General features: G+C 61.5%; 21 protein-coding genes. 10 read left to right on the forward strand and 11 right to left on the reverse strand.

Going from position 1 to position 22,456, the window contains the following annotated elements; all coding sequences use genetic code 11:
* Window positions 1–212: 212 nt before the first annotated feature.
* The 3 genes from BLU78_RS04165 to BLU78_RS04175 all read right to left on the reverse strand — a co-directional run bounded on the left by BLU78_RS04165 (window position 213) and on the right by BLU78_RS04175 (window position 4,160).
* Window positions 213–986, reverse strand: coding sequence for a DeoR/GlpR family DNA-binding transcription regulator (locus BLU78_RS04165; RefSeq protein ID WP_010262995.1), 774 nt, complete (start codon window positions 984–986; stop codon window positions 213–215).
* Window positions 987–1,212: 226 nt separating this feature from the next.
* Complete coding sequence (locus tag BLU78_RS04170) at window positions 1,213–2,661, reverse strand: MFS transporter (protein ID WP_010262992.1); 1,449 nt, start codon at window positions 2,659–2,661, stop codon at window positions 1,213–1,215.
* Window positions 2,662–2,768: 107 nt separating this feature from the next.
* On the reverse strand, window positions 2,769–4,160 hold the full coding sequence (locus BLU78_RS04175) for a sn-glycerol-1-phosphate dehydrogenase (protein ID WP_010262990.1): 1,392 nt from the start codon (window positions 4,158–4,160) through the stop codon (window positions 2,769–2,771).
* 224 nt (window positions 4,161–4,384) lie between these two features.
* Here BLU78_RS04175 and BLU78_RS04180 point away from each other — a divergent pair, with 224 nt between their 5' ends.
* From BLU78_RS04180 to BLU78_RS04195, 4 genes are all read left to right on the forward strand, one after another.
* Window positions 4,385–5,554 (forward strand): purple acid phosphatase family protein, encoded by a 1,170-nt coding sequence (locus BLU78_RS04180; protein ID WP_010262988.1) that lies wholly within the window; start codon window positions 4,385–4,387, stop codon window positions 5,552–5,554.
* A 9-nt stretch (window positions 5,555–5,563) separates the two neighbouring features.
* Entirely contained in the window at window positions 5,564–6,427 is an 864-nt protein-coding gene (locus BLU78_RS04185; RefSeq protein ID WP_010262985.1) for an HAD-IIA family hydrolase, read from the forward strand.
* A gap of 204 nt (window positions 6,428–6,631) precedes the next feature.
* Entirely contained in the window at window positions 6,632–7,435 is an 804-nt protein-coding gene (gene zupT / locus BLU78_RS04190) for a zinc transporter ZupT (RefSeq protein ID WP_010262982.1), read from the forward strand.
* A 4-nt stretch (window positions 7,436–7,439) separates the two neighbouring features.
* Window positions 7,440–8,393, forward strand: a complete 954-nt coding sequence (locus BLU78_RS04195) for a calcium/sodium antiporter (RefSeq protein WP_020693452.1) — start codon at window positions 7,440–7,442, stop codon at window positions 8,391–8,393.
* Here the strand turns inward: BLU78_RS04195 and mutY are convergent.
* Entirely contained in the window at window positions 8,369–9,418 is a 1,050-nt protein-coding gene (gene mutY / locus BLU78_RS04200) for an A/G-specific adenine glycosylase (RefSeq protein ID WP_010262974.1), read from the reverse strand. The genes BLU78_RS04195 and mutY overlap by 25 nt on opposite strands.
* A gap of 56 nt (window positions 9,419–9,474) precedes the next feature.
* Here mutY and BLU78_RS04205 point away from each other — a divergent pair, with 56 nt between their 5' ends.
* A complete protein-coding gene (locus tag BLU78_RS04205) occupies window positions 9,475–9,780 on the forward strand; it encodes a GNAT family N-acetyltransferase (RefSeq protein ID WP_010262971.1) in 306 nt (101 codons plus the stop codon).
* Window positions 9,781–9,837: 57 nt separating this feature from the next.
* Here BLU78_RS04205 and BLU78_RS04210 read toward each other — a convergent pair whose 3' ends face one another.
* A complete protein-coding gene (locus BLU78_RS04210; protein WP_010262968.1) occupies window positions 9,838–11,259 on the reverse strand; it encodes a sialate O-acetylesterase in 1,422 nt (473 codons plus the stop codon).
* Window positions 11,260–11,283: 24 nt separating this feature from the next.
* Window positions 11,284–12,690, reverse strand: coding sequence for a sialate O-acetylesterase (locus BLU78_RS04215; protein WP_010262965.1), 1,407 nt, complete (start codon window positions 12,688–12,690; stop codon window positions 11,284–11,286).
* A 268-nt stretch (window positions 12,691–12,958) separates the two neighbouring features.
* Between BLU78_RS04215 and BLU78_RS04220 the strand changes: the two genes are divergently transcribed.
* Genes BLU78_RS04220 through BLU78_RS04230 form a run of 3 tightly spaced genes read left to right on the forward strand, consistent with a single transcriptional unit; the run spans window position 12,959 to window position 14,084 of the window.
* Window positions 12,959–13,192 carry a 2TM domain-containing protein gene (locus BLU78_RS04220; RefSeq protein WP_010262963.1) on the forward strand — a complete coding sequence of 78 codons (234 nt, stop codon included), beginning with the start codon at window positions 12,959–12,961 and terminating at the stop codon, window positions 13,190–13,192.
* Between the two features lie 12 nt (window positions 13,193–13,204).
* Window positions 13,205–13,795, forward strand: a complete 591-nt coding sequence (locus tag BLU78_RS04225; protein WP_010262961.1) for a hypothetical protein — start codon at window positions 13,205–13,207, stop codon at window positions 13,793–13,795.
* Window positions 13,796–13,799: 4 nt separating this feature from the next.
* Window positions 13,800–14,084: a winged helix-turn-helix domain-containing protein gene (locus tag BLU78_RS04230; protein ID WP_010262959.1), complete on the forward strand. Its 285-nt coding sequence runs from the start codon at window positions 13,800–13,802 to the stop codon at window positions 14,082–14,084.
* A gap of 24 nt (window positions 14,085–14,108) precedes the next feature.
* Here BLU78_RS04230 and BLU78_RS13970 read toward each other — a convergent pair whose 3' ends face one another.
* The 3 genes from BLU78_RS13970 to BLU78_RS04245 are packed head-to-tail and all read right to left on the reverse strand — an operon-like array spanning window position 14,109 to window position 18,132.
* The gene (locus BLU78_RS13970; RefSeq protein ID WP_010262956.1) at window positions 14,109–15,026 is read right to left on the reverse strand and encodes a LysO family transporter; all 918 of its coding nucleotides are present in this window, start codon (window positions 15,024–15,026) and stop codon (window positions 14,109–14,111) included.
* A 5-nt stretch (window positions 15,027–15,031) separates the two neighbouring features.
* Window positions 15,032–17,695, reverse strand: coding sequence for an AsmA family protein (locus BLU78_RS04240; RefSeq protein WP_010262954.1), 2,664 nt, complete (start codon window positions 17,693–17,695; stop codon window positions 15,032–15,034).
* Window positions 17,692–18,132 (reverse strand): GNAT family N-acetyltransferase, encoded by a 441-nt coding sequence (locus BLU78_RS04245; protein ID WP_010262952.1) that lies wholly within the window; start codon window positions 18,130–18,132, stop codon window positions 17,692–17,694. Before BLU78_RS04245 ends, BLU78_RS04240 begins: the two co-directional genes overlap by 4 nt.
* A 137-nt stretch (window positions 18,133–18,269) precedes the next feature.
* Here BLU78_RS04245 and BLU78_RS04250 point away from each other — a divergent pair, with 137 nt between their 5' ends.
* The gene (locus tag BLU78_RS04250) at window positions 18,270–18,989 is read left to right on the forward strand and encodes a polyprenol monophosphomannose synthase (protein ID WP_010262950.1); all 720 of its coding nucleotides are present in this window, start codon (window positions 18,270–18,272) and stop codon (window positions 18,987–18,989) included.
* 6 nt (window positions 18,990–18,995) lie between these two features.
* The gene (locus BLU78_RS04255) at window positions 18,996–20,216 is read left to right on the forward strand and encodes a glycosyltransferase family 87 protein (protein WP_010262947.1); all 1,221 of its coding nucleotides are present in this window, start codon (window positions 18,996–18,998) and stop codon (window positions 20,214–20,216) included.
* Here the strand turns inward: BLU78_RS04255 and BLU78_RS04260 are convergent.
* Both BLU78_RS04260 and BLU78_RS04265 read right to left on the reverse strand, forming a co-directional pair.
* Entirely contained in the window at window positions 20,213–20,581 is a 369-nt protein-coding gene (locus tag BLU78_RS04260; protein ID WP_010262944.1) for a GtrA family protein, read from the reverse strand. The two genes, BLU78_RS04255 and BLU78_RS04260, sit on opposite strands and share 4 nt — an antisense overlap.
* A complete protein-coding gene (locus BLU78_RS04265) occupies window positions 20,578–22,293 on the reverse strand; it encodes an ArnT family glycosyltransferase (RefSeq protein ID WP_074712000.1) in 1,716 nt (571 codons plus the stop codon). Before BLU78_RS04265 ends, BLU78_RS04260 begins: the two co-directional genes overlap by 4 nt.
* Window positions 22,294–22,456: the final 163 nt, after the last annotated feature.

A 22,456-nucleotide genomic window follows, 5' to 3' on the forward strand; every position in this document is an offset into this window, starting at 1 on the left:
AAAACAATAATACCTAAATCCGTCGGAGACTGGAAACCCGACCAATAATCCTGCTGCCAGAATACTTGCGCCGATGCTATGTTGGGTTTACAATTCATAGGACTCAGGTGTCGCTGTAATTGTCTGCAAAGATAGGGCTTTTTCACCGCCCCTGCAAAACTTTTCCGAAAAAATTTTTCAACAATTCCTCCACAACCGCGCCTCCGTCCCGGCTACTTCACGATAATCAGGTCGACGCCCGCCTCCTCGATGATCGAGACCATCTGCTCGGGAATACGTTCGTCGGTGACAATCACGTCGATATCCTCCAGAGCACAGATGCGGCCGAAGCCCCGCTGCCCGAATTTCGACGAGTCGGCCAGCACGACCACCTGTGATGCCGCGCGCATCATCCGCCGCGTGAGTTTCGCCTCGTCGATCGTCGAGGTCGTGATGCCGTGTTCGAGGTCGATGCCGTCCACCCCGAAGAAAACCTTCGAGCAGATGCAGTCGTCCAGCTCGCGGGCGGCCTCCTCACCCAGCACCGAAAGCGACTTCTTGTGCACCGTGCCGCCCAGCTGCACGACGGCGACATTCTCCGCCTCGTTGAGCAGCACGCCCAGCCGCAGGAACGGCGTAACGATGTTCAGGTGGTGCCACGCGCGCATTTTGATCTCCTCGGCAAAGGCGTAGACCGTGGAGCCCGAGGCCACGATGATCGAATCGGCATCGCCGAGCATCTCCACCGCCCGCTGTGCAATGCGCCGCTTGGCGTCGCGGTTGATGTTGTCCTTCACATGCACATCGAGGTCCGCGACATGGGGATTGGCCGGACGCGCACTGCCGTGCACCTTATATAATAAACCCTTGCTCTCGAGTATTTTGATATCCTTGCGGATCGTCACCTTCGTAACGCCCAGCTCATTGGCCACGTCCGTGATCCGGACGAACCCGTACTTGTTCAGATTGTCGAGGATGTATTTGTGCCGTTCGGCGATGCTCAGCATATCGGTCGGATATTTAAAGTGTTATCATAATAAAGGTACAAAAAAGCCGGACGGGTGCAAACCCGAATTGCATACGGTTCGGCAAAACATTCCGCCTGATAAAAGTGTCGTAACGACACCAAAGATAAGAAAAGTTTTCATATATCGCAAAAAAAGGGTCCGCACCCCTCACGGGCCGGACCCTTCCGGACCGCAGTCCGTATCATCTAAAACAGAACGTTTTCCGTCATTCAGCCTCAGCCTCGTAGCCGTCGGCCTTGGCGCCCCACATCAGCAGGAAGACCAGCATGCCCACGACGGCCATGCCGAGGATGCCCACATAGGCCCAACTCCAGCCGTAGTGCTGAGCGACGTAACCCAAGCCCACGCCCGAAACGAGCGTCGAAGCATAGCCGAACAGCCCCGTGAGGCCGTTGGCCGTGGCGGCAGCCTTCTTCGTAGCCTGATTCGCCGCAGCGATGCCGATGAGCGCCTGCGGGCCGTAGATGCAGAAACCTGCGGCACACAGCGTGGCGAACAGCAGCCAGATCGGGGCGTCAGAGGGAAGCTGCCAGAAGAGGAAGACGAACAGCGCGGCACCCGCCATGCAGAAGACGCAGGTGCGGTGCGCACGGCCTTTGAGCCATTTGTCGGTCGCCCATCCGGAGAAGAGCATGCCGAGGATTCCGGCGATCTCGAACATCGCAACGAGCCATCCGGCGTGCGACATCGAGACGCCCTTCGACTGACTCAGCAGTGAAGGTCCCCAGTCCAGCACCGAGAAGCGGACGATGTAGACGAAGAAATTGGCAAAACCCAGAATCCAGATCAGCGGATTCTTAAAGACGTATTTCATCAGGAACGCCTTGTGCTCAGCGCCCTTCTTCTCGGCTTTCACCTTGGCGGTCTCGGTGCCTTCCAGCTCGGGAAGCCCCACCGAGGTCGGCGTGTCGCGCAGGAAGACGACCAGTCCGATGGCCCCCGCAAAAGCGATGGCCGAAGGTATCCAGAAGCACCATTTCCACGCCCCGACGTGTGCGGCGGCCACCATCACCCGTTCCATACCCTCGGCATCGTCGGGTGCGACGCCCAGGTTGGCGGCGATGGTCGCCACGGCATCGGGATCGGCCGTCATGTTGGTCCCCAGCGTGCCCATGACATAGCCGCAGAGGATCACCACGAGGCCCGCACCGATCGAGTGCGAGGTATTCCAGACCGACATTTTGGTCGCCAGCTCCGTGGGCGGAATCCAATGGGTCAGCAGACGCGCGCAGGGCGGAAATCCCGTTCCCTGCAACAGGCCGTTGACGACCCACATGACGCCCATGAAGAGGATCAGCGTATTGGTGAACTGGCTGCCGTCGTGCTGGCCTGTGATCCAGTAGGAGATGTCCTCGCCGAAGCCGAACGCAAAGTTGGCCAGCGCACACAGCGCAAGGCCGACGGCCATGTACCAGCGGGCGTTCATCCGATCGGCCAGGATACCGTTGGCAAAGCGCGAAAAGCCGTAGATCAGACCGTTCAGGGTGAGGAAGATACCGAGGCTCGTCTTCGAAATACCGAGGTCGGCCTCGAGGCCGGGCATGGCCAGCGAGAAGTTCTTGCGCACGAAGTAGAAGAGCGCGTAACCGACCATCGTGGCGATGATCGTACGCATCTGCCAGTACTTAAAGCGCTTGGATTGTTCAGACATCATTTCGAAATGAAAGTTAGCAGTTTCAGATTTCAAATATACAACTTTCGGAGCGATATTATGCACGTTTTCCGTGAAAATTCCGCTTCATTTCCGAAAATCGCCCTCCGCTACATTCCCGAAGCGGCCGGAACGCCCCGTCCGATGCTGACCTGCCCGCGGTCTTCGACCTGCCAGACGCCGCCCTTGCCGAACAGCCGGTCGAGCCACTCCTCCATCCAGCCGCAGCGGAAAGCCACGTCGACAACCGTATAGCGGCTGCGCATGTAGGGAATCTTCTCGAACGAAGCGCGGAAGCGGGCGCGCGAAATGCCGATCTGCTCCGGTTCGCAGGGAGCTCCGACCAGCTCCAGCCGGCGGTGAACCTCGCCGAAGGGGATGATCTGGCTGCGGATACGGCCGCGCAGCTCGGGCCACGCCCGCTTCAGCCGCGTAAGCTGCTCGCGCAGCCCCTCTTTATCGACATACTTATCGCGGGTCTCTTTCAGGCCGCGGGCCACGAATTCGGGATCGTTGTCGAAAACAGCGCGGATATCCCGCTCGGTCTCCTCCCACGATTTCCATGCAGCGACGCATTTTTCGACATCCAACTGCTCCACGGGAGCGTCGAGCAGCATCTCGAGGAAAGCCGTCGAGGCGAGCGTACCAATACCGACTTTGAAGCCGTGCGACACCGAAGCGCCGTTGAACCGCAGGTGTTCCATGTCCCACAGGTGGCTGAACTGGTGTTCGGCGCCCGAAGCCGGGCGGCTCGACAGCGTGGCCTGCATGGCAAAGCCGCTCAGCAGCAGCCCTTCGGCCAGTTGCTCGACCTTCGCCACATTGCCGGCATGCACCCCGGCAGGGTCGCAGAGGGCCTCTTTCAGCCCCTCCTGCACCAATCCGAAGGCAAAGTCGTCCATCTTGTCTGCCCCCACGGCGTCGGCCAGCATCCAGTCGGCCCCGGCGGGAATCTTGGCGATCAGGTCGGCATAGCCCGAAGCGGACATTTTGGCAGGCGCCGCAGCGGAGATAGACGGATCGAGCACCATGCCCAGCGGTGCAGGACAATCGAAGGTCTGCTTGTTGCCGTCCTTGGTGACCGAGGCTCCGTAGGCGGTATAGCCGTCCATCGAGGCAGCCGTGCCGACCACCATGTAACGGCGGCCGTTGTGGTGCGAACAAAGTTTCGTCAGGTCGTTGATAACGCCCGAACCTACGGCGACGGGCACGGCGTCGGTCGCGGCCAGCACGCCGTCCAACTCTTCGACGAACGTCCATTCGGCATAGAGTTTCGGATCGGTGAAGATGCGCGGCTCGTCCTGCGCGATGCCCGCTTCGGCGAGGATGCGGTGCACCTCCTTCCCGGCCACCCGCCACGTATTGAGGTCCGCAACCACGAGGGCGCGGCCGGCGGGAAACAGGCTTTTGAACATCTCCGCAGTCTGCGGAAGGGTATCGACACCGATCACCAGCGCTTTGGTGTCGGTCGTGCGCTGAAGGGCGCTCTCTACTTTATTCATAATAGCAATTGTGTAAACGAAACATCGCCGGAAATACCGGAGTGCTCTTAAAGCAAAGGCAAATATAAGAATTATTTTCCTTTCAACAACAAAACGCAAGAAAAAATATTTCTTTTCGGTGTCCATTTTGTTTCCATTTCGGTTTTTCCGAGTCAATAATTGGAAAAAAGAAAATAAAAACATAACTTTGGGCACCGAACGAAACTACTTTCGCTATGAAACGAATGATCCTGCTGTGGGCCGCCCTCCTGACGACAGCCGCGGCACTCGCACAGCCCCGCATCCGCATCGAACACGGCCCCTACCTGCAAAACGTGACGGAAGAGGGTTTCACCGTCATCTGGAGCTCGACGGCGGACGCCGCCGGATGGGTGGAGCTGGCCCCGGACGACGGTTCGCATTTCTATGCCGCGGAACGCCCGAAATTCTACGATTCGCACCTCGGGCGCCAGCGCATCGGACGCATGCACAGCGTGCGCATCAGCGGTCTGCAACCCGGCACGACCTACCGTTACCGCATCATGCAGCGGGGCGTCGTCCTCAACGAAGGCAACAAGCGCGTCATCCTCGACGAGGGCTACGGCAACGACATTCTCAAACACAAACCCTACACCGTAACGACCCCCGACCCCGCACAGGAGCGGGTCGATTTCTGGGTCGTCAACGACATCCACTCGCGCGACTCGATCTTCCGCCGGCTGATCCGCACCGCTCCGGAGGAGAAACCCGATTTCGTCTGCCTGAACGGCGACCTGGCCACCCAGATCGAGACCCGACAGACGCTCTGGGACGCCTGTCTCGCATCGGCATCGGAGATTCTCACGCCTGCGGGCATTCCGCTGGTCGCCGTGCGCGGCAACCACGAAAACCGCGGCGTCTGCTCCGGATGCTGGTCCGATTTCTTTCCCACACCGACCGGGGAGACCTATTATACATTCCGCCGGGGCCCGGCCTTCTTCCTCGTGCTCGACGGCTGCGAAGACAAGCCCGACAGCGATATCCGCTACTACGGACTGGGCGACTGGGACGCCTACCGCCAGCGGGAGGCCGCATGGCTGAAAAAGGTCGTCGAAAGCGAGGAGTTCCGCACGGCGCCCGTGCGCATCATCCTGATCCACATGATCCCCGGAGGCGCGTCGAGCTGGTACGGCGAGCAGCAGATCCGCCGGCTGTTCGTCCCGGAGCTGGTCGGAAAGGGCATCGACGTGATGCTCTGCGGCCACTACCACCGTTACCAGTGGATCGACGACGGCAGCCGCGGGGTCGATTTCCCGATCCTGGTCAATTCGAACGTCGACCGCCTCGCGGTATCGGCCGACGCCTCGGGCATCGACCTGAAGGTTTTCGACACCGCCGGCAAACTCGTCAAACAGCAACGCATCGACAAAAAATAAAACTATACGATGGAAAACTTTCACGAATACCGCTCCGTCTGGGAGCACGGCGAATTGATGGAGCGCCTGCGCCGCATCCGCCACGTGGCGCTCGACATGGACGGCACGATTTATATGGGCATGTCGCTCTTCCCCTACACGCAGGCTTTCCTGCGCGGGCTGCGCGAACAGGGCATCGGCTACTCGTTCCTGACGAACAACCCGTCGAAGTGTATCGACGACTACCTCCACAAGCTCGCGTCGCTGGGCATCGAGGCCACGCGCGACGAGATGTACACGACGGCGCTGGCCACGATCGACTACATCAAATCCCACTACCCCGCCGCCCGGAGGCTCTTCCTGCTGGGAACGCCCTCGATGATCTCGGAATTCGAGGCCGCAGGTTTCGAGTCCTGCGCCGATTCGGCGGACGACGTGCCGGACGTCATCGTGGCGGCGTTCGACATGACGCTGCAATACGACCGGCTGTGCCGCGCGGCATGGTGGGTCAAACAGGGCGTGCCCTATATCGCCACCAACCCCGACCGGGTGTGCCCCACCGACCTGCCGACGGTGCTCGTGGACTGCGGCTCGATCTGCGCCTGTCTCGAACACGCTACCGGACGCCGTCCGGACATCACGCTCGGGAAACCCGATCCCAACATGCTCTCGGGCATCCTCGCCCGCCACGGATTGCAGCCGTCGGAGATCGCCATGGTCGGCGACCGCATCTACACCGACGTACAGATGGCCCACAACGCCGGAGCGATGGGCGTGCTGGTTCTCTCGGGCGAGACGACGCTCGACGTGGCGGACAAGGCCGACCCGCAGCCCCACATCACGGCCGACAGCATCGAGATTCTGGGCCGGCTGCTCCGCGAAGCCCACGAATAACTACGCATAAAAGGTCTATAAGTCATAACAATAGCCCGATCAGAAAATACCGAATCCTTGCGGGTTCGGTATTTCGTTTTATGCACTATCTTTGCGGAGGATGAACCTCCGCTCAGACAGGCTGCGCCTCGGCATAGTCGAATAAATTCGCCTCTGCTCTCGGCTTGCACTGTCTTTGCCGAAGACAAACATAAAACGATTCGTATGGAAGAACCCAATATCCTGATCCCCCTGCTGCTGACGCTCGGCGCGGGTCTTGCGACGGGCATCGGCAGCGCCATCGCCTTTTTCGCCAAACGCACCAACAAACGGCTGCTGTCGTTCTCGCTGGGCCTGTCGGGCGGCGTGATGATCTACGTCTCGTTCGTCGAGCTGTTCCAGCAGGCCAACATTTCCCTCACGGCGGAATGGGGTCCCCGTCTCGGCACGGTCGTCACCGTGGCGAGTTTCTTCGCGGGCATCCTGCTGATCGGCATCATCGACCGGCTGGTGCCCTCGTTCGAAAACCCCCACGAGGCCCACAGCGTCGAGGAGATGGACCACCAGCCCCGCAACCCCAAACTGATGCGCATGGGCGTGATGACGGCGCTGGCCATCGGCATCCACAACTTCCCCGAAGGCATCGCCACCTTCACCTCGGCCGTGGACAACATGGCCCTCGGCGTGGCGATCGCCGTGGCCATCGCCATTCACAACATCCCCGAGGGAATCGCCGTGTCGATCCCGATCTACTACGCCACGGGCGACCGCAGGAAGGCCTTCCGGCTGTCGCTGCTGTCGGGACTCGCCGAGCCGGTGGGCGCCGTGCTGGCCTATCTGGTGCTGATGCCCTTTATGTCCCCGACGCTGATGGGGTGCATCCTCGCGGGCGTGGCGGGCATCATGGTCTTCATCTCGATCGACGAACTGCTTCCCGCGGCCCGCGAATACGGCGAGGCGCATATCTCCATCTACGGCGTGGTGGCCGGCATGGCCCTGATGGCCGTAAGTCTTATCATGCTCGCTTAAAACTATGGATATCCTGCTATTGATCGTCGGGCTGGGGCTGATCCTCGCCGGCGCGAATTTTCTCACGGACGGCTCCGCGGCGCTGGCACAGCGCTTCCGGGTGCCGGAGTTCATCATCGGACTGACGGTGGTGGCCGTCGGCACCTCGACGCCCGAACTGGTCGTGTCGGTGCTCTCGGCCATCGGAGGCCAGAGCGACGTGGCGATCGGCAACGTCGTGGGATCGAACATCTTCAACGTCTTCGTCATCCTGGGCGTCTGCGCCCTGATACGTCCCGTACCGCTCACGGCGGGGAACATCCGCCGCGACATCCCGTTCGGGGTGCTCGTGTCGTTGCTGCTGCTGGCGCTGGCCCAGGATTCGCTCTTCTGCAAAACGGCGGCGGACCGCATCGGGCGCATCGACGGCGCGGTGATGATCGGGCTTTACGTCGCATTGATGTGGTACACGATCCGGAAGACGAAGCGCCCCGAAGCGGCAGCTCCGACGGAAAGTTCCAAAGCACCGATGCCCGGATGGCTGATGTCCGTGATGATCGTCGGGGGACTCGCCGGGCTGGTCTTCGGCGGCGAGATGTTCCTCCGCAGCGCCACGTCGATAGCCCGCAGTCTGGGAATCAGCGAATCGGTGATCGCCATCACGCTCGTGGCGGGCGGCACGTCGCTGCCCGAACTGGCCTCGTCGCTCGTGTCGCTGTTCAAAGGCAAAGCCGACATGGCGCTGGGTAACGTCATCGGATCGAACATCGCCAACATCCTGCTGATCCTGGGTGTGAGCGCCACGATAAATCCGCTCTCGATGGGCGGCATCACGGTCCGGGACCTGCTGATGGTCCTGCTGAGTTCGGTCGTGGTGTTCCTCGCGGCCTTCACCTTCAAACGCAAGGCCGTCGACCGCTGGGAGGGAACGTTGTTCGTGGCAATTTACATCGCCTATATCTGGTATTTGATCAGGTAACGGTCGATCAGCCGCGGCACGGCATAGTCGCCCAGCGCGGAGGTCGGAACGGCCGTCGCAGCGGCGGCAGGCGTCAGCGAAGGAGTTTCGATGCGGTGGACGACCGCATGGAGCGTCTGGTGGGAGAGCTGGTGCTTCGGCAGCGGGATGCTGCGCACGAGATGCCACGGGGCGTCGCCCAGCAGTTCGGCGAACTGCGGCAGCCGCAGGAGTTCCGGCAGTTCGACGGGACCTTCGGTCTCGATGAGCGGGAACTCATAAAGCCCCTGCCAGATGTCGCGGCCCTCGCGGCGGCGAAGCAGGGTCCGGTCACCCGACGAGATGTGCAGGTAGTTGAACCAGCGGTCACGAACCTTGGTCTTCGACTGCTTCACGGGACGCGCGGCGACGGTTCCGGCGGCGAGGGCCAGGCACCGTCCGGCCAGCGGGCACGCCTCGCAGCGGGGCGACGAAGGGGTGCACTGAAGCGCCCCGAAGTCCATGATCGCCTGGTTGTAGCGTCCCGGATGCGCGGTATCGAGCTGCGACTGCGCCAGTTCGGCGAAGGACCGCTTTCCGGCCGTGGAGTCGATCGGCGCATCGAGGTCGAAGAGCCGCGCGAGCACCCGGTAGACATTGCCGTCGACCACGGCGCACGGGGTGTCGTAAGCCGCCGAACAGATGGCCGCAGCGGTATAGTCGCCCACGCCGCGCAGCGAGCGAACCTCGTCCAATGCGACGGGAAACCGTCCGCCGAAGCATTCGACGACCTGCCGGGCCGCGGCATGAAGGTTGCGGGCACGGCTGTAATAGCCGAGCCCCTGCCAGAGCTTCAGCACCTCGTCCACGGGGGCGGCGGCGAGCGACGCAACGTCGGGAAACCGCTCCGTAAAGCGGAGGTAATACTCCATTCCCTGCGCCACGCGGGTCTGCTGGAGGATCACCTCCGAGAGCCAGATGCGGTAGGGATCGCGCGTGCGGCGCCACGGCAGGTCACGCCCTTCCCGGGCGTACCAGTCGAGAAGTATGTCTGCGACGGAGTTCATAACCGGAGACAAAAGTACGATAAATCGCAATACGTTCAACCAAAAACACCAACGTTATGGAAAAGAAACACACCGTGATCCACAACACCGCCGAGAAACGCTACGAACTCGATCTCGGGGAGGGCGACATGGCGCTGCTCGAGTACGTGCCGGGCAAAGGGCTCGTCGTCCTGACCCACACCGAGGTCCCGCCCAAGTACGAGGGTCAGGGCATCGGCAAAGAATTGGTGCTGGCTGCCCTGGAGGACATCCGCAGCAAAGGGCTGCTGGTCGTGCCGCAGTGCCCGTTCGTCGTGACCTACATCCGGCGCCATCCCGAATGGATGGACCTGGTGCTGACCGCCGAATCGGCCAAACGCTGACAAACGCACGAAGGGACCCTGCTCAGGGTCCCTTCGAACTTTTCAGTATGCCGGGCCTCAGGGCCGGGGCTGGAAGTCGTCCGTGCGGAACGGAATGACGGGCAGTCCCCAGCTGTTGGCGAGGTTGCCGATCCGGAAGTTGCGGAAGCAGTAGCGCACGGCCGAGGGTTCCGGAACCTCCTTCGACGAAATGACCAGCCGCATCTGCCCGTCGACCGAGACGTCGGCCGGATGGAACACCCCGTCGGAGCCGCAGAGCTCGAAGCCCTCGATGCCCACCAGACGGTTGAACCCGTATTCGGCGTTGTCCAGCGAAACGACCGCCTTGCCGTCGGCAAACTCCGCGGAACGGAAACGGGGACTGTCGCAATGGACCGCCTTCTTTCCGTAGGTCCGGTTCAGGGCCATGCAGGCCAGCCGGTAGCCGATGTCGTGCTTGTTCGCCGGATGGATGTTGCACCACTCGTAGGGCTCGACCAGATCGTTCGTCGAGACCATGCCGCTGTTCGGGATCACGTCCTGAGCCCGGCACTGCGCCTCGCGCAGGAAAGCCGAAAGGTCGCTGCCCCAGTAGTTGAACGGAGCGATCTCGACGAAATAGAAAGGCAGTTCGCCCTGCCCCCACAGGCCGCGCCACAGCTTCACCATGTTGGCCAGCCGTTCGGCATAGACCGTATGGGCCCCGACGTTGGATTCGCCCTGATACCAGAGATATCCGCGAACGGTGTAGCCCGCCACGGGACGCAGCATGCCGTTGTACATCACCAGCGGCCGCAGCCACTCGTCGGTCGCCGCAATGCCCTTTTCCGAAATGTCGATATCGGGATAGGTCTCCAGAATCTCCCGCGAGGTCCAGCTCTCGACGCGGCTGCCGCCCCACGAGCAGTCGATGACGCCCACGGGAACACCGAGCACGTCGTTGAGCATTTCAGCGAAGAAATAGCCGACGGCCGTGCACAGCGGCGCCGTCTCGGTCGAAAACTCGTTCCAGCGGCCTGCGACACGCTCTTCAGGAGTGTAAGAGGCCGTTTTAGGGATCTTCACATAACGGATTTTGCCGCGCCGGGCATCGGCCCGGGCGATGACCTCGTTGGAGCGGGCCACGGGACAGTTGAGGAATCCCTCCACGCCCATCTCCATATTGCTCTGCCCGCCGGCGAACCACACTTCGCCGATCAGGATATCGTTCAGTTCGAGCCTGCCGTCCCCGGCGATCGTGATGCGCTGCGGGTCATAACCGCCCGCAGGGGTTTTCAGCATCACCTCCCAGCGACCGTCGGCACCGCTCCGGGCGGTGGCCTTCGCGCCCCACGAGGCGGCGACCTTCACCGCCGTATGCGGCTCGGCCCAGCCCCAAAGCCGGGCCTCGGCATTTTGTTGCAACACCATATTGTCGCCGATAATCTCCGGAAGGGTGATCTTCGCGGCAGCGGTCCATGCCGCGGCAAGCGCGGCGGCTAACAGCAGGATTCGTTTCATAAGATCAGAGTTAATGGTTTCAGGTTAAAAATCGTCGGTGCGGAACGGCACGAGGGGAAGTTCGCGGGTGTTGACCACGTTGCCCGGCTGGAAATCACGGAAGCCGTAACGCACGGCCACCGGCTCGGGAATGTCGGGCAGGAAGACGATCAGCCGCTCATTGCCCTCGAAATGCACCTGCGCGGGACGGAACACCCGATCGGGACCGCAAATTTCGAAGCCACGGAGGTCGAATGCCCGGCCGAACCCGCCGAAGGTGTTGTCGAACGAGAGAAAGACCTTGCCGTCCCGTATCTCCATCGTGCGGAACTGCATGTTCTCGCACGCCACGTCCTTCCTGCCGTAAGTGCGGTTCAGGGCCCAGAAAGCCAGCCGCCGGCCCACGCTGCGTTTGTCGCGGGGGTGGATGTTGCCCTCCTCGCAGGGAAGGACCAGATCGTTGGTCGAGACCATGCCGCTGCCGGGAATCAACGCCTGCGCCCGGCACTGCGCCTCGCGCAGGTAGGGCGACAGCCCGTTGCCATAGCCGAAAGGCGCGATCTCGACGAAATAGAAAGGCAGTTCGCCCAGCCCCCATTGCGCGCGCCACCCGGCCACCATGTCGGCCATCCGCGCGGCATACTCCGTGTGACGGCCGATGTTCGACTCGCCCTGATACCAGAGGAATCCGCGGACGGCATAGCGGGTCAGGGGGTACACCATGGCGTTGTACATCGCCATCGGACGCATATAGTCGGGCAGTTCGGCGACGGCCTTTTCGTCCAGGTCGATATCGGGATAGGTTTCCAATGCCGCGCGCGGGGTCCAGCACTCGATGCGGCTGCCGCCCCACGAGCTGTCGATCACCCCGACCGGAACATTCAACGCCCGCGAAAGCATCTCGGCGAAGAAATAGGCCGTGGCGCTGCACCGCGCGGCGGTGGCCGTCGTGAATTCATTCCAGGCGCCCGGAACGCGATCCTGCGGCGTATAGCCCTGCGAATAGGCCACTTTCAGGAAACGGATGCGGTCACGTTGCGCGTCAGCGCAGGCGATAACCTCGTTGCCGCCCTCGATCAGGCCGTTCCAATAGCCGCCGAGGGGCATATCCATATTGCTCTGGCCGCTGCAAAACCACACTTCGCCGATCAGCACGTTGTCCAATACCCGCTTGTCGCCGCTCGCAACGGTGATCCGCTGCGGTTCGTAACTGCCGGCGGGGGTTTTCAGCGTCACCTCCCAGCGGCCCTCGCCGTCGCTTTTTGCAGACGCCTTTGCGCCCCACGAGGCCTCGACCTTCACCGCCGCGTGCGGGTCGGCCCATCCCCAGAGTCTCACGTCGGTATTCTGTTGCAGCACCATGTTGCTGCCGATGGCATCGGGAAGGGTAACCTTTGCCGCAACGCTCCACACCGTGGCAAGGCCGAAGAGGAGCAATAACATTTTTTTCATAGCAGGTTTTCGTTCGGGTTTCTGCAAACTTAGCATTTTTTTGCCGGAATCGGAACGCACTTAATCGGTAAAATGAGGCATCGGCAGCCAACTCAATCAAAAAATACAATCGCCGGTCAAAATACGGCATTCAATCCGCCCCACTCCTTCATAAATATATGTATCCGATTTTTCCGAAAAATTTCCGGCTCGAAATTTGGTTTATACTATAAACTACTTTATATTTGTAACACATTTAAGAACCGGCCCGGCCGTAAAACCGAAAACAATGGAAATCACCCCTGCCAACACCGACAAACGCCGCCTTTTCGCGCGCCGGTTCAGCCGCCGCGTCACGACCTGTTTTGCGGTCTGCGGCTTCTTAGCTTTCGTCAACTGGTACACCTCGCCCCACTACTGGTGGGTGGTCTGGGTTATCGCCGGGTGGGGACTGAGCATCCTGCTTTCGCTCATCCGCTACCTGTTCGACCAGGACGACGAGGACGATTGCCGCAACCGTTAAAAAATCACACCTATGGAAGACCGTAAACTGGAGGCCGCCGAAAGCCTGGAGCTCATCGGCCGCATGATCGAAAACACCCGCAGCCGCATCGTCCGCAACTCGGGACGCCCGCTGTTGGCGTGGGGCTATGCCACCGTCGTCACGACAATCATCGTATGGGCCGCCGTGGTCGGGTTCCGGAACCCGCGCTGGAACTACCTGTGGCTGCTGCTGCCCGTGCTGGGATGGCTGTTGATGTGGCTCACACGCGGAAAACCCACCGAGGGCGAGGCCCGCACGTTCGTTGACCGCGTGATCGGAAATGTCTGGTTCGTCATGGGGTCCACAGCCCTCTTCGTCAGCCTGCTGACGCTCTTCACGCCCATGCGTCTGCCGATACTCTTCATCATCCTGCTCATCATGGGCATGGGGACCGCCGTCACGGGACTCATCATCCGCTTCACGCCCACCATCGTCGGAGGCATCGCGGCCATCATCCTCGCCCCGTGCACGCTGCTTGCCGGCAACATGTGGCAGCCGTTGCTCTTCATCGCGGGATTCGTGGTTATGATGATCGTCCCGGGCCACATCCTCAACCATACGTCGAACCGCCCGCAACGATAATGCGATGTTCAAAGAACTGAATCCCCTGCTGCACTCCGAACTGAGGCTGGCTGTCGTCTCGATCCTGATCGGAGTCGAGAGCGCCGATTTCGTCTTCATCCGGCAACAGACCGGGGCCACGGCGGGAAACCTCTCGGTGCAGCTCGACAAACTCGCCAAAGCCGGTTATATCGAGGTCGAAAAGACCTTTCGGGGAAAGATGCCCTGCACGGTGTGCCGCATCACCGCGGCCGGGCGCGACGCCTTTGCCGAATACGTCGAAGCCCTGCAATCCTACATAAAAAAATAAGCGTCCCGCAGGACGCTTATTTTTTCAGAGGGCGCAGAGGAGCGTCACCAGAAACGGGACGCTGAAATCGAGCACGCAGCCGTGGAAGACCGACACCACGGCATAGGGGCGTCCCGCCGCCTGCGTGATGATCGGGAGCGTCGTGTCGAAGGTCGTCGCCCCGCCGATCGACACGGCGGCCAGCGGCCCGCACCAGCGCGCCACGAGCGGCGCGGCCAGCAGGGTGAACAGCTCGCGCATGACGTTGCACAGCAGGGCGATCGTTGCCAGTTCGGCCCCCCGGAGATCGGCGATGAAGATGCTCGAAAGCGAATAGTAGCCGAACCCCGCACCCACGGCCAGCGAATCGGCCAGCGACCACTGCGCGAGCAGCGGAGCCGCGAGGGCGGCCCCGGCGAGCGTTCCGACAGCGGTGGCGAGGGGCAGCAACGCCAGCCGCGGATCGAGCCGCCGGACCCGTCCGGCCAATGTGCGGTCGTTGCCCAACGTGATTCCTACACAGAACATCAGCGCATAGAGCACGTAGGCGCTGATCCGCGATCCGGCCGGATCGAGCGGTGCGAAAAGTCCTACGACACATCCCGCCACGAAAAAGGCGACGATCACGAGACTGCCGCAAAAGGCCGTCCATGTGGAGACCGGGGCTTCCGCATCGGCCTCTCCGTCGTCCCCGGGCACGGCGCGTCCGCGGATACGCCGCCAGAGCAGCCACGCGGCGAAGATGCTTCCCGCGACGGAGAAGGCGAAGATCGCCAGCGCCGCCGCTCCGAGCGTCGCCAGCGAGCCCACGACCGCAGGGTCGCCGCCCACCTCGACGCCCAGCAGGAACAACAAGGCCCAGATGATGACGGTGATAAGACGCTGTACAAAGGCGAGGCGCCGGCCGATAAGCAGACGCCCCGTCGCAATGCCTCCGATGATGACGGCAAAAATTACGAGCATTCCGGTTACTCCTTTTTCGCCGTGAGTTTTTCGATCTGCCGCTCGGCCTCGGCTTCGAGGCTCGAAGCCTGCTTCTCAGCCTCCTGCACCAGTTTGTCCCCGGCCTTCTCGGCGGCTATCTTGGCCAGAGCCCCCTTCGAGGCGGCGCCTTCGACGAGTTTCGTCTTCTGGGTCCGGGCCGCTTCGACGAGTTTCTCCCCGGCCCGTTTGGCCTCCGCACGGAGGTTCTCGGCCTGCTTCTGAATCTCCTCCGAGAGCGACTCGCTGCCGGTGAGTTTCTGGATCTGCTCATTGACGATGTTCTTCACGGCCTCCTCGGCAGCCTCCTTCACGCCGAGCGTGATCTTGGGCGAAGAGAACGTGCCGCCGATGCCCACGCCGATCGACTGGAGGGTCTTGCCGCCCGGAATGGCCACCTTGGCCGTGTAGTCGATAGTCTGGTCGAGGCCCGTGGAGCCCGAAAGGTTGATCCCGACATTGCCCAGTTTCAGGTCGAAAGGCTGCGTAGTGATCCGGCCGTCCTCGATGGCGAAACGGATCGCAACGTCTTTGGCCTCGATCTTCCGCAGTTCGTCGTTGTTCAGCGCCTTGGCCAGCGCGTCGAACGCCTCGATGTTCTGCACATGGATATTGGCCGACCTGATCTCGCCCGTGGCGGTGAGGGTATGCAGGTCGGGCGACATCTGAGAGTCGAGCGACGTGCGCATGTCGAGCGCCAGCGAATAATCGCCGCCGGTCTTGGCGAAGATCGGCACGAGCTGCTGCACCATCTCCAGCTCCTCGAAACTCCGCTGGAACGAGGCGCCCGCAATGTTGGCATTGAGTTTCAGCGCAGGTTTCGCCGGATCGGCCGCCGTCGAGTAGCTGCCCGACGCGGTGGCCCTGCCGCCGAAGACGCCCAGCCCCAGTCTGTTGAGCGACAACGCACCGTTGGCAACGCTCATCTCGCCCGAGATGTCGCTGACGGTCATTTTGCCGAAGAGCACTTTGCGCAGGTCGGTGTTGAGCGAAAGGTTCAGGTTGCGCGGAACCTCGACGGCCCGCATCGGCTCGGCGGGAGCCTCTTCGCCCGCAGCCGCCCCGTCCGCAGCGGGCATGGCGTCCATGATCTCGTTCAGGTCGAGCAGTTCGGATTTCACATAGAGACGCCCCGAAAGCATGTCGCCCCGCAGCAGGTAGCCGATGTAGTTGGTCAACTGGCCGTTGGCCGAGAGGTCGCTTCTGCCGACCGTCACCCCGAATTCGCCGAGGGTCATCGCGGCGGGCGTGATGGTGGCCGCGGCGCGGCGGATGTGCACCGCCGGCAGGTTCGGAAGCGTCAGCCCCAGCTCCTCGACGGTGAAGGTTCCCTGCGCGCCGAGTTTTTCGTAGCGGTTTTTCTCGATATCGGACATGCGGCCCGACACTTTCAGGTCCGCAGCGATCTGGCCGCCCAGTTCGACGCCCTTCTCCAACGGATAGACCTCCTTCACGGCTCCCAGGTCGACACGCCCGGCAGCCGCAGCACGGAATACGGGATCGCTGACGAGATTCGTGGCATGGAACGTCGCCGAAACGGAGTTCCCGGCCATCTTAAGGCCGAATTTCGACAGGTCGATGACCGTCTTGTCCATCACGCCGCCGGGATTCGCCACCTTGGCGGCGATGTTGATGCCGGTCACGGCCTTCGGGAGCGAGGAGTATTGGAAACTGCCGTCGCGGACCTCGGTCTTCAGTTCAAAGGCCGGAAGCGCCGAACCGCGCATCTCCCCCTTGGCCCAAAGGGCCATCGAGAGCTCGCCGCCCGCCGTGAGGTTTTTGAATTCCCGGGTGTAGAACGCCGGAATGAGCGACAGCACGTCTTTGAACTGCACCTTGTCGCAGCCCGCCGTGAGGTCCATGGCCACGGCATCGTCACCCAGTTCGACCCAGCCGTCGAGCCCCACCGAAATGGCGTTCAGCCGCAGCGTGTTGCGCGAGAAGGTGAAACGGCTGTTCGCCAGGTCGGCGTCGATCACCGCGACGAGTTCCGCCTCGGCGCCGCTCAGCAGCGGAATGCCGCCCGAAACGAAACGCATCTCCTGCGCCGTGAGCCGCAGGTCGAGATCGGTGCGGTCGGCCGACATGTTACCCCGGAGCCGCAGCGAAAGGGGCGCGGTTGAAAAACGCATGTTCGTCGAGTCGTCCTCGTAGCGGATTGCGGCGTCCGAAATCCGGAAATCGCGCACCGACATCCGGAACGACGAGGGTTCGGCCGGCTCTTCGGCGGGCGTCTCCTCCGCGGCCTCGTCCGAAGGCTTCATCACGTCCCAGTTGACGGCCCCGTCGGCCAGCTTGTGCGCATGCACGGCCGGCGACGAGAGGATCACCTTCGTCACCTCGAACCCGCTGTCGCCGAACAGCGACATCAGGTTGACGACCACCGAAATCCGCTGCGCGGCGACGATCGTGTCGCCCTCGAAACGGTCCACGCCCACCAATGTGAGCCCTTTCAAATCCAGCGAAGCGTTCGGGAAATGGCGCAGGAGGCTGATATCGAGTTTCTCGAAATCGAGCTTCGCTGCGAGCATTTCATTGGCTTCGCGCTTCACGATGTCGGCGATCTTGCCCCGCAGCGCAAACGGCGCGATCAGGGCGACCGCCAGCATGACGGCCACCACGATGGCCGCGATCTTTACGAACTTTTTCATTTCGCATCTGTTTTAATAGCAAAGACCGTCGTTGCGGCCTCTTCAAATCCCATTTTACGATAGAGCGCCCGCGCGGCCTCCCGCGCAGGGTTGGAGGTCAGCAAGACCTTACCCGCTCCGATGACCCCGGCATGCTCCAGCGCGGCGGCCACGAGCGCACGCCCCGCCCCCATTCTGCGGGCTTCGGCGTCGACCACTACATCCTCGATCCACGCCTTGCGGCCCGACGGCACGTCGTACCATACGAGGGTCAGCAGCCCCCAGACGCGGCCTCCTGCCTCCGCAGCGAAAAGCGCCGTCCCGGGAGACGCCGCGATCTCCCGCAGCCGTGCGGCCGAGGGAGCGGCAAGCTGCGGCGAAAGCTGCGGCATCAGCCGCGCAAACGCGTCGAGCAGCGGACCGGTGATTTCCCGTACCTGTTTCACACGAAGTTCCATATCCGCAAAGATAACCTTTTTATGTGAAACGTTAGGGCGATCCGTGAAAAAAGCGTACTTTTGCCCGTCACTGCTTTTGGCAGGCTTTGCACCCGTCCGTTTTTTTGTTATCTTTGTTTTGTAAAAACATTCACACCATGCGTAAACTCGTAATCATTCCGACTTACAACGAAAAGGAGAACATATCGGCGATGATCGACAAGGTCTTCTCGCTTCCCGAACCCTTCGAAATGCTCGTCATCGACGACGGATCGCCCGACGGAACCGCCGCAATCGTCAAAGAGCGCCAGAAGGAGTTCCCCGCGGCGCTTCACCTGCTGGAACGCTCGGGCAAACAGGGGCTCGGAACGGCCTACCTCACGGGATTCCGCTGGGGATTGGAGCAGGGTTTCGACTACATCTGCGAGATGGACTGCGACTTTTCGCACAACCCCGACGACCTGGTGCGGCTGTATGAGGCGGCCGCCGAGGGCAACGACGTGGTGGTGGGTTCGCGTTACGTGCAGGGCGTCAACGTCGTCAACTGGCCGATGTCGCGTCTGCTGATGTCCTACTTCGCCTCGATGTACGTGCGCATCGTCACGCGCCTGCCGCTGCGCGACGCCACGGCAGGATTCGTCTGCTATTCGCGGCGGGCGCTGGAGACCATCGACCTCGACGCCATCCGGATGAAGGGTTACGGCTTCCAGATAGAGATGAAATACACGGCCTGGCGGCTGGGCATGAAGCTCAAAGAGGTGTCGATCATCTTTGTCGAACGCCGCGAGGGAACGTCGAAAATGAGCGGCGGCATCTTCCGCGAAGCCTTCTTCGGCGTGCTGGGACTCCCGTTCCGCAAAATCCGCAAACGCCGGTAAGCAGACATGGAGCAGGGAATGCTGAACACACGGCCGGGAACCGAGGGTTCCGTCTGGCGGCGCATCGGGGCGTTTTTCCTCAACCCCCGCAACCTCTACATCATCGGACTGCTGCTGGTGCTGGCACTTTCAATCTCGGAAGTCACGCGCGGCAAACACCGCAATTTCATGATCTTCGCCGAGTCGACAAAGCTCTTCTGGCAGCAGGTGTCCCCCTACGGCGCCAACTGGCCGCCCGCGGGATTCCCCATCCGGCTCGACTATTTCCTCTACGGACCGCTTTTCAACATCCTCTTCGCACCGTTCGCCTACCTGCCCGCATGGCTGGGGCCGATCGCATGGAATGTCTTCAACTTCACGCTTTGGTTCGCGGCGATCTTCACCCTGCCCGGAAAATTCACCCGCGAGGAGAAGTGCAAATCGTTCCTTTTCACCTTCCTGATCCTGGCCTGCACGCAGCTGTCGTTCCAGTACAACGTCGCCGTAGGCTATATGTTCTTGTTCGCCTACTCGCTGCTGGAACGCGACAAGGGGTTCTGGGCCGTGCTGCTGATTATGGTCTCGGGATTCACGAAAATATACGGCATCTTCCAACTGGCGATGCTGCTGTTCTATCCGCATTTCTGGCGCAACCTGGGTTACGCCGCGCTGATCGGCATCGCTTTCCTGCTGGCTCCGGCCGTCAACATGCCGCTTACGGAACTGCCCGACTACTACGGCCAGTGGATCGGCGCCCTGACGGAACACCCGGGCACCCGGACATGGATGAACGTCTTCTACCTGCGGCCGCTCGGACTGCTGCCCTACCGGATGTACATACAGATCGGCGTACTGGCGCTGCTGGCCGTCGGGGTGCTGGCGAACTGGCGCAACTGGCGGCTGCCCTTCTTCAGGATCGCCTGCCTGGCGATCCTGATGGGGTACGTCATCCTGTTCAGCAACTCCAGCGAGGGACATACCTATGTGATTATGCTGATCGGCTACCAGATGTGGTACTGGACGATGCGCCGGGGGGGGGTAATCCGTCTCGCCGACCGGATCGCCTATTGGGCGACCTTCGTGATCGTGGTCGTGATGCCGGTAGACATACTGTGCCCGCCGAAGGTGATGCAGCTCTTCTACGGATGGCAGCTTAACCTGTGGCTGCTGCTGGCCCTGTGGCTGCGGATGTGCTGGACGGCATTCATCCGCATTCCGGAACCGATGAAGCGGGTCGAAGCCGCTTAAAACGTGAAGAAATAGTTCATAAAGAAGTTCCAGAACGTCACCACGCCCGTAGCGAAGAGTTTCGCCAGGTAGAAATTCAGCCGGAAACGGTTGTGCAGGACGTAGATCGTGGCGTTGTTGATAGCCAGTCCGATCACCGCGATACCCAGGAAACGGAGGTACTGGCCCGTAATGTCGGGATTTTCGTTGTGGAACGTCCAGATACGGTTCAAAATATAATTCGTGGTCGACGCGCAGAGGAATCCCAGCGAGTTGGCCACGTATTTGTTCAGCCGCAGGAACTCCTTGCAGAGGTAGGTGATACCGAAATCGACGAAGACGCCCGAACCGCCGACTACGCAGAATTTTATAAATTGTTCTATCATAAGTTTCCGACCACTTCCGTCGGGACCGCTTTTCCGTTAAACCAATTCGTATACCCTTCGCGGCGCAGGGCAAACCCCACGTCGAACTTTTCCCCGGCCAGCTGCGGCGGCACGGAGAAGGTCACCGTGCGGGTCAGCACGTTGTCCGCCGGAATCGTGAACTGCGCCCCGGTCGGGAACTCGTCGACCCGGAAACGTCCGTGCTTCCACAACATCGCCAGTTGCACATCCGTCCCGCCGACCGCAATATCGTAAGGATAAGGGTTCGTGATCGTCAGTTCCAACTGCAACACCTCGCCCACAGCCACCTCGGCAGGCAGCCCCGTCACGGCAATGTCCACCAGCCGCACCGGATGGAAACTCCGGTCGACGAACCACGTGAACCGCCGGCCGTTGGCCATCGTGAGGCTCCGGACCTCCCGGGTCGTATCGGCCATTTCGGCCGGACATTCGACGAGCACTTCGCGCCCCGTGAAGCGGGAATCGTCGTCCCGGAACTGCCACTGGTGCGTGCGGTAACGAATATTGGGCTGGCAATAGGCCTCGCCGCCCGTGTAGAACGCATATTTGGCCGCCACGGCATAGCCCTGCCGGAAGATCACCGGCCGGCCGTCGGCCGCTTCGGCGATGGCGCCGTAGCTCGCGCGGTTGTCGAACACCTCGAAGCGGATGCCCAGCGGATTGAAAATCATCTCGAGCCGCACCAGCCCGATCAGCGCGACGGTCACACCGCCCGCCCACATCACGTAACGGTGCGTGCGGGGATGGCGCCGCGCATAGGTGAACAGCACGTAAATCAGGCCGAAGCACGCCACGATCACCCACTGGGGCTGCACGTATCCCCGCAGGGACGAGAGCAGGAAGAAGCCGATGAAGGCCACGGGCAGGAGTTTCAGGGCGCGTCCGACCACCGTCTGCGGCTTCACTTTCCGCCACGCCTGCACGTACAGCGGCACGAGGAACGGATTGAAGACGACCAGCATGTTGCCCAGAAACTCGACGACGTAGTTGGGTTTGAAGACCGAATTGCGGCCCGAGAGGTGGTAGGCGAACGACGCCCAGTCGTGGTCGTACTGCCACACGAGGTGCGGCACGAGCAGCAGCAGGGCCACGGCTCCGCTCAGGTATAGCGAGGGACGCAGCAGTTGGCGGGGGGGGGTCACCGCCAGCGCGAAGAGGACCACCAGCGCCCCATGGTATTTGCTGTAAGCCATCAGCGCCATGGCGACGCCCATCCAGAGCCACGCCATGCGGCGGCCTTCGGTAAATCTTTTGAACGTCAGCAGGAACAGCGCCGCAGTGAGCATCAGCGGCCCGTCGGGCACGGCGATAAAGCCGTAGAGCTGGAGCATCAGCGTCGAGGCCGCAAGCACCACGAACAGCGCGGCATCCCTGCGGTCCGCATCCGCAGGGCGGACGATGCGCCACAGAATCCAGAGGTAGAGGGGCTGGAGCACGGTGAAGAAGAACCGCACGCCCAGTTCGCCGCCGAAGAGGTGTTCCCCGGCCCAGACCAGCAGGGCCGTCATGGGCGGATGGTCGAAATAGCCCCATGCGAGCCGTTCGGCGAACAGGTGGTAATAGGCTTCGTCGTTGGCGAGTTCCGTCAGCCCGGCCTGCAGGAGGTTGCACACCCACCACACGGCAAGCCACAGGAGCACCAGCCGATCGGCGTCCAGCGAAGCGTATATTTTTTTGAAAGATGCTTTCATTCCAGCGGACAAAGGTATAAAGAATTTCCCGGATTTGCCCAACCCGGGGCCCTCCATCGCTGCAGAATCGGACAAAACCGGCCGAGAACGATCCTCCCGGGCGGTCCGGACAAAAAATCCGCAGGTGTTAACAAAATAATCTAACAATTTTGTTGAATATCAA

The sequence above is a fragment of the Alistipes timonensis JC136 genome (genome assembly GCF_900107675.1).
Lineage (GTDB): Bacteria > Bacteroidota > Bacteroidia > Bacteroidales > Rikenellaceae > Alistipes > Alistipes timonensis.

Bases quoted from the DNA above. Each gene is read 5' to 3' on its own strand.
- BLU78_RS04170 (WP_010262992.1), bottom strand. From the start codon at position 2,661: ATGATGTCTGAACAATCCAAGCGCTTTAAGTACTGGCAGATGCGTACG.
- zupT (WP_010262982.1), top strand. From the start codon at position 6,632: ATGGAAGAACCCAATATCCTGATCCCCCTGCTGCTGACGCTCGGCGCG.
- BLU78_RS13970 (WP_010262956.1), bottom strand. From the start codon at position 15,026: ATGCTCGTAATTTTTGCCGTCATCATCGGAGGCATTGCGACGGGGCGT.
- BLU78_RS04240 (WP_010262954.1), bottom strand. From the start codon at position 17,695: ATGAAAAAGTTCGTAAAGATCGCGGCCATCGTGGTGGCCGTCATGCTG.
- BLU78_RS04255 (WP_010262947.1), top strand. From the start codon at position 18,996: ATGGAGCAGGGAATGCTGAACACACGGCCGGGAACCGAGGGTTCCGTC.
- BLU78_RS04180 (WP_010262988.1), top strand. From the start codon at position 4,385: ATGATCCTGCTGTGGGCCGCCCTCCTGACGACAGCCGCGGCACTCGCA.
- BLU78_RS04205 (WP_010262971.1), top strand. From the start codon at position 9,475: ATGGAAAAGAAACACACCGTGATCCACAACACCGCCGAGAAACGCTAC.
- mutY (WP_010262974.1), bottom strand. From the start codon at position 9,418: ATGAACTCCGTCGCAGACATACTTCTCGACTGGTACGCCCGGGAAGGG.
- BLU78_RS04225 (WP_010262961.1), top strand. From the start codon at position 13,205: ATGGAAGACCGTAAACTGGAGGCCGCCGAAAGCCTGGAGCTCATCGGC.
- BLU78_RS04220 (WP_010262963.1), top strand. From the start codon at position 12,959: ATGGAAATCACCCCTGCCAACACCGACAAACGCCGCCTTTTCGCGCGC.
- BLU78_RS04245 (WP_010262952.1), bottom strand. From the start codon at position 18,132: ATGGAACTTCGTGTGAAACAGGTACGGGAAATCACCGGTCCGCTGCTC.
- BLU78_RS04230 (WP_010262959.1), top strand. From the start codon at position 13,800: ATGTTCAAAGAACTGAATCCCCTGCTGCACTCCGAACTGAGGCTGGCT.
- BLU78_RS04175 (WP_010262990.1), bottom strand. From the start codon at position 4,160: ATGAATAAAGTAGAGAGCGCCCTTCAGCGCACGACCGACACCAAAGCG.
- BLU78_RS04185 (WP_010262985.1), top strand. From the start codon at position 5,564: ATGGAAAACTTTCACGAATACCGCTCCGTCTGGGAGCACGGCGAATTG.
- BLU78_RS04165 (WP_010262995.1), bottom strand. From the start codon at position 986: ATGCTGAGCATCGCCGAACGGCACAAATACATCCTCGACAATCTGAAC.
- BLU78_RS04215 (WP_010262965.1), bottom strand. From the start codon at position 12,690: ATGAAAAAAATGTTATTGCTCCTCTTCGGCCTTGCCACGGTGTGGAGC.
- BLU78_RS04210 (WP_010262968.1), bottom strand. From the start codon at position 11,259: ATGAAACGAATCCTGCTGTTAGCCGCCGCGCTTGCCGCGGCATGGACC.
- BLU78_RS04260 (WP_010262944.1), bottom strand. From the start codon at position 20,581: ATGATAGAACAATTTATAAAATTCTGCGTAGTCGGCGGTTCGGGCGTC.
- BLU78_RS04195 (WP_020693452.1), top strand. From the start codon at position 7,440: ATGGATATCCTGCTATTGATCGTCGGGCTGGGGCTGATCCTCGCCGGC.
- BLU78_RS04250 (WP_010262950.1), top strand. From the start codon at position 18,270: ATGCGTAAACTCGTAATCATTCCGACTTACAACGAAAAGGAGAACATA.
- BLU78_RS04265 (WP_074712000.1), bottom strand. From the start codon at position 22,293: ATGAAAGCATCTTTCAAAAAAATATACGCTTCGCTGGACGCCGATCGG.